Raw genomic sequence first — 5,656 nt, 5'->3', positions numbered from 1 at the left:
AGCCAGTGGTCATGATTGGCTACTCTATGGGGGGGAGGGTTGCGATGCACGGTGTGGCGAATGGTTTGTTTTCGATACTTAATTTGCAAGGGCTCATCGTAGAAGGGAGCCACTTGGGATTAGAGAGCACAGCAAAAAAGCTTGCACGAGCGGTCAATGATCGAGGCTGGGCAAATCGCTTCAATAATGAGCCAATTGAACAGGTGTTAATCGACTGGTATCAGCAAGGTGTTTTTTCTTCACTAAACAATGAGCAGAAACAAATCTTCCAGCTAAAGCGCAATGCTAATCTTGGCCCTGCAATTGCGCAGATGCTACTTGCAACCTCATTAGCCGAGCAAGAATACTTGTTAACTGCACTTAAAAAACAGCCCATACGCATGCATTACATTTGCGGTGAGAATGACCATAAATTTAGTCAGATAGCGCGCACGAGCGGGTTGTCATTTAATTTTGTTTCAGGCGCAGGGCATAATGTGCATCAAGAAAGCCCACATGTATTTGCGCAACAGATAAAGAACTTTACGAAATAGCTATTGATGACAAAACGGTCATTGATCACGAAACAGTAATTGATGCTCGATTAGCAGAGCACGAATCGGACAAATGGATAATTAAAATGGCAAAGACAGTAGGCATTACCGAAGAAGAGCTTTACGCACCCGTTGAATGGAAAGATTGCACCAACGAGTATGAAGATATTCATTATCATAAATCCGCCGATGGCATTGCGAAAATTACTATCGCGCGTCCTCAAGTTCATAATGCGTTTCGCCCACAAACGGTAAAAGAGATGATCGATGCATTGGCCAATGCTCGCTATGATGAACAAGTGGGCGTTATTATCCTCACGGGTTTGGGTGAGAAAGCCTTCTGTTCTGGTGGTGATCAAAAGATTCGTGGTGACTACGGTGGTTACCGAGATGATAGCGGTACGCATCACCTCAATGTGCTTGATTTTCAACGTCAAATTCGCACTTGTCCAAAACCTGTCATAGCTGCAGTCGCTGGCTGGGCTGTGGGTGGCGGTCATGTTTTGCACATGATGTGTGATTTAACCATTGCGGCTGAAAATGCCCAATTTGGTCAAACGGGTCCTAAAGTCGGATCGTTTGACGGTGGTTGGGGCGCGTCTTACATGGCGAGAATTGTCGGCCAAAAGAAAGCGCGTGAAATATGGTTTTTATGCCGATTCTATGATGCCCAGGAAGCGCTTGATATGGGATTAGTGAATACGGTGGTTGCTGTTGACGATCTTGAAAAAGAAGCGATTCGTTGGTCTCGTGAGACACTTCAGCACAGCCCAATGGCCCTTCGTTGTTTAAAAGCGGCCCTTAATGCGGATTGTGATGGCCAAGCCGGTCTTCAAGAACTGGCAGGCAACGCGACGATGATGTTCTACATGACAGAAGAAGGTCAAGAAGGTCGAAATGCGTTTAATGAAAAACGTCGTCCAGATTTTGATAAGTTTCCTCGTAACCCTTAATAAATTTGAGTAAGCCAGCACAGCATTGGTCAGCTAAGGTGTGTTTATGTGAATAAAACCACCTTTGCGTGCTTTGCCGACTATGCTTGTTTTGCTTTAGTACGTTTTGCTTTAGTACGTTTTGCTTTAGTACGTTAAGCAAAATAACCTCAAAAAAACGCAGCAGAAAAACACTCTTAGACAATGGCTATCTACGATTAAGAGTGAACTTATGACCTGGTTTGATGGTCTATGCATTAGTTGCGCTCGCGCATTATCACAGCGGAATCTTATATGAAATCAGCTAAGCTTTATCGTTATCAGTTACCTATGGATAGCGGTGTAGTTCTAAGAAATCATAAGCTCACAGAGCGTGTTGGGTTTATCGTGGAACTGACGGAAAATGGTCGGGTCGGTCGAGGTGAAATTTCTCCTTTAATTGGCTTTAGTGTCGAAACAACGGAAGAAGCAGGGCTGCAAGCTCAGAAACAGCTTGAGTTGTGGGTAGCTGGGCAGCATGCTGATTATGATGAACTTTATCCTTCTGTCGCCTTTGGGTTATCAATGGCGGAACTAGAGCTGGCTGGCGAGTTACCGAAAGAGGGAAATTATCGCTCTGCTCCTTTGTGCAGTGGTGATCCTGATGAAGTATTACCGGTACTTAGCGCGATGGAAGGCAAAAAGGTAGCCAAAGTCAAAGTGGGGCTGTATGAACCAATTCGTGATGGCATGATCGTCAGCTTATTGCTTGAATCGATACCCGATCTGTCACTGCGTTTAGATGCGAATCGCTCGTGGTCGCTTGAAAAAGCGCATAAATTCGCTAAGTACATAGCTCCTTCACTGCGTCAGCGTATTCACTACTTAGAAGAGCCTTGTCTGGTGCCTGGCGACAGCTTTTCGTTTGCCATTGACTCTGGTATCGCCATCGCGTGGGACGAAACCTTGCAGCACGCGATTCAAAAACGTGATTTCTGTTTAGAAGACTTAACCGGTGCAAAAGCCATAGTGATTAAACCGACTCTGATTGGTTCGGTTACACGTTGCATTAACCTGATTGAAAAGGCTAAGACACTAGGTATTCAAGCCGTGATCAGCTCAAGTATTGAATCGAGTCTTGGGCTTGATCAGCTTGCGCGTCTCTCTTTATGGCAATTGCCAGATGAAGTTCCAGGTCTCGATACTTTAAATTTATTTCAGTGCCAGTTAGAGACGGCTTGGCCTGGTTCAACATTGCCAATCTACAAACTTAGCGATCAACAAGTGATGTGGCAATCCTAGTGTCAACGACTTCGTTAAGCATTCAAAGATGGGCTCAACAGAGCCCATTATCTTGTGCGCTAGTTACACCAACCAGACGCTATAATTGGCATGAACTGTGGCAAGAAGTATTGGCTTATGCACACCAGTTAAATGCTCAAGGTGTAGAGCGATCCGATGTTGTCACTATCGTTGGTAAAAATCAGCCTGAAATCGTGTTCGTGTATTTGGCGTGCTGCCATATTGGCGCCATCGGCGCGCTGACCATGCCACAACCTTTGGCATTACTTCAGCAAAAATTTGAACGTTTGTATAAGCGAGAAGCAAGGCCGCTTGTTTGGTTAACTGACACGGTTTGGCAGAGCTTTACAGTCGAAGAGCAACAGACTCTGCATACCCTCTGCACGCGATTAGTTATCAATGAAAATCAATCGGATAACGGCATCAGTGTTGATGGAGGCAACTTAGTCGATTCAGTCAACACCAAAAATATAGCATCGATCATTTTCACGTCAGGCTCTACCGGTGCCCCAAAAGCGCTCGCCCATAGCTTTGCTCAACACTTCGCTTCAGCCAGTGGGCTATTGCAAGAATTTGATTACGGCTTTGGCGATACCTGGCTTTTGAGTTTACCGCTGTATCACGTGTCTGGATTGGCGATCTTGTATCGATGGCTCTCTGCGGGTGGCTGCTTAAAAGTAGGGAAAGGGAATCTCAACCTTGACATTAAAGATGTCACCCACGCATCGTTAGTGTCGACACAATTGAGCCGATTGATCGAGATGAAACAACCGTTGACTTTAACGCGCGTGTTACTGGGTGGCAGCCATATTCCAGAAAGCCTGACAGCGCAGTGTGCCAAATTACACATTGATGCGTGGCTTGGTTATGGCATGACGGAAGCAGCGTCAACGGTCACAGCAAAGCGGGTGAATAACAGTTCGACGGCAGGCTGTGTCATACCAAACAGGAAGCTGAAAATTGAAAATCAACGGATCTTCGTTGGTGGAGATACGTTAGCGGCAGGGTATTTTTTTCAAGGGAATATCACGCCGATCATCGATAACGACGGTTGGTTTGATACCAAAGATCTTGGTTGCTGGGAAAACAATGAATTACGGGTTATTGGCCGCGTTGATAACCAATTCATCTCGGGTGGCGAAAATATTCATTGTGAGCAAATAGAAGCGGAGCTAAACCGTCACCCAGTGATAAACCAAGCTTTTGTTGTTCCAGTCACTGATAAAGAGTTTGGCTATAGACCAGTAGCGATTATTGATGCTGAAAGCTTACCCTCCAAAATAGAGATGGATGTCTTTTTAAAAAAAAGGTTAGAAAAGTTTAAGTGGCCAGTTGCTTACTATTTGATACCGCCTGAATTATTCGCGTCAGGTATTAAAGTGTCCCGTAAGCAATTAAAGCAATGGTTAGAAGTTCAAGTTAGAAGCTAAATAAAATGAAGTGCAAATCCGATGACTAGCCGCTTCTGCACTTCAGGGGGAATGTGATGGAGGTGAAGCCATCACATATGTTTCGCTATACTTGAGAAAGTTAGTTCGCTAAAGCGACTTTCATTTGCTCGGCAACTTTATCCACTTTTCCCAGCCCAATGATAACCTGTAGGCCGCCTTTGCCGATTTTCACTACACCAGCAGCGCCAAGCTTCTTTAGTTTGTCAGAATCAGCAAGTGATGAATCTTTTACGGTCAAACGCAGACGTGTAATGCAGTTATCTACCTCTAGAATATTTTCAGCACCACCGATAGCTTCGATGTAATCTTGTGTGAGCCCACTTAAGCCTTCGGCATTTGACGTAGATTGTTCATCTTCCATCTGCTCTCCACGTCCAGGAGTAGGCAAGTTGAACTTGATGATAGCAAATCTAAAAATGCTGTAGTAAAGCCCAAAGAACACAAGACCTTGAAGGATCAACATGTACCATTTGTTCGCAAGTGGGTTTTGGCTTGATAGGACAAAGTCGACAAATCCAGCTGAGAACCCAAAACCTGCCATCCATTCCATACTCGCTGCAATGTATAAAGAAAGGCCGGTCAAAATGGCGTGAACTAGATAGAGTGCTGGAGCTAAAAACATAAAGCTAAATTCTAGTGGCTCTGTGATACCCGTAAAGAATGACGCCATAGCCGCAGCAACCATAATTGCGAATACCTGGCTTTTGTTTTTCGCGTCTGCACAGTGGTACATAGCGAGAGCAGCAGCAGGGAGGCCGAACATCATGACAGGGAAGAATCCAGCTTGATACATACCTGTTTTACCAATAACCGCGGTTCCATTTGCAATAGATTGTGCGCCGCCAAGGAAGTTTGGAATATCGTTAATACCGACGACATCGAACCAAAACACAGGATACAGTGCATGGTGCATACCAACAGATAAGAATAAACGGTTAAAGAAGCCAAATAGGCCTGCGCCAATCGCCCCCATACTTTCCAGTTTGATGCCAAATAGAATTAATGCATCGTAAATAAAAGGCCAGATGTGCAAAAGAGCAAAAGAAAGGAGCATACCTGCAATAGAAGTCAGGATTGGTACTAAGCGCTTACCACTGAAAAATGCGAGAGCCTGAGGCAATTCTACGGTTGAATATCGGTTATAGATTTCTGCAGAAAGAATACCGATGATAATACCGATAAATTGGTTATTAATCTTGCCAAATGCCGCAGGAACCTCACTTATGTCAGCACCCATCAGCTGCGCTACAGAGCCAGGATCAAGAAGGGTGGTTACGACTAGGAAGCAAACGAAGCCCGAAAGCGCCGCTGAACCATTTTTGTCTCGGCTTAATCCAAATGAGACACCAACAGCGAAGAGTACAGCCATGTTATCGATGATGGCCGCCCCCGATTTGATTAAGAACGCGGCTAGAATGCTTTCTGACCCCCAACCCACAGGATCAAGCCAGTAGCCGAT

General features: G+C 45.1%; 5 protein-coding genes. 4 read left to right on the top strand and 1 reads right to left on the bottom strand.

The annotated features are described in order from the left end of the window. The 4 genes from ACP45E_RS11050 to menE all read left to right on the top strand — a co-directional run. Positions 1 to 533: alpha/beta fold hydrolase (locus ACP45E_RS11050; protein ID WP_069585009.1), on the top strand; the 533-nt coding region annotated here is incomplete at its 5' end. Positions 534 to 619: 86 nt separating this feature from the next. Beyond that, positions 620 to 1,486, top strand: coding sequence for a 1,4-dihydroxy-2-naphthoyl-CoA synthase (gene menB / locus ACP45E_RS11045; protein WP_017034024.1), 867 nt, complete (start codon positions 620 to 622; stop codon positions 1,484 to 1,486). A gap of 273 nt (positions 1,487 to 1,759) precedes the next feature. Further along, the gene (gene menC, locus ACP45E_RS11040; RefSeq protein WP_017036947.1) at positions 1,760 to 2,746 is read left to right on the top strand and encodes an o-succinylbenzoate synthase; all 987 of its coding nucleotides are present in this window, start codon (positions 1,760 to 1,762) and stop codon (positions 2,744 to 2,746) included. Then, the gene (gene menE, locus ACP45E_RS11035) at positions 2,746 to 4,176 is read left to right on the top strand and encodes an o-succinylbenzoate--CoA ligase (protein WP_017036946.1); all 1,431 of its coding nucleotides are present in this window, start codon (positions 2,746 to 2,748) and stop codon (positions 4,174 to 4,176) included. Before menC ends, menE begins: the two co-directional genes overlap by 1 nt. 100 nt (positions 4,177 to 4,276) lie before the next feature. On the opposite strand, the gene nagE is transcribed toward menE, so the two are convergent. After that, positions 4,277 to 5,656: N-acetylglucosamine-specific PTS transporter subunit IIBC (gene nagE, locus ACP45E_RS11030; protein WP_069585007.1), on the bottom strand; the 1,380-nt coding region annotated here is incomplete at its 5' end.

This window comes from Vibrio genomosp. F10 str. 9ZD137 (assembly GCF_049974785.1).
In the GTDB taxonomy this organism is placed as follows: domain Bacteria; phylum Pseudomonadota; class Gammaproteobacteria; order Enterobacterales; family Vibrionaceae; genus Vibrio.
Note: the sequence above shows the minus strand (reverse complement) of the source record. Positions and strands in the feature narration are given on the sequence as shown.

Coding starts and splice junctions, on each gene's coding strand:
- menB (WP_017034024.1), top strand. CDS start 620: ATGGCAAAGACAGTAGGCATTACCGAAGAAGAGCTTTACGCACCCGTT.
- menC (WP_017036947.1), top strand. CDS start 1,760: ATGAAATCAGCTAAGCTTTATCGTTATCAGTTACCTATGGATAGCGGT.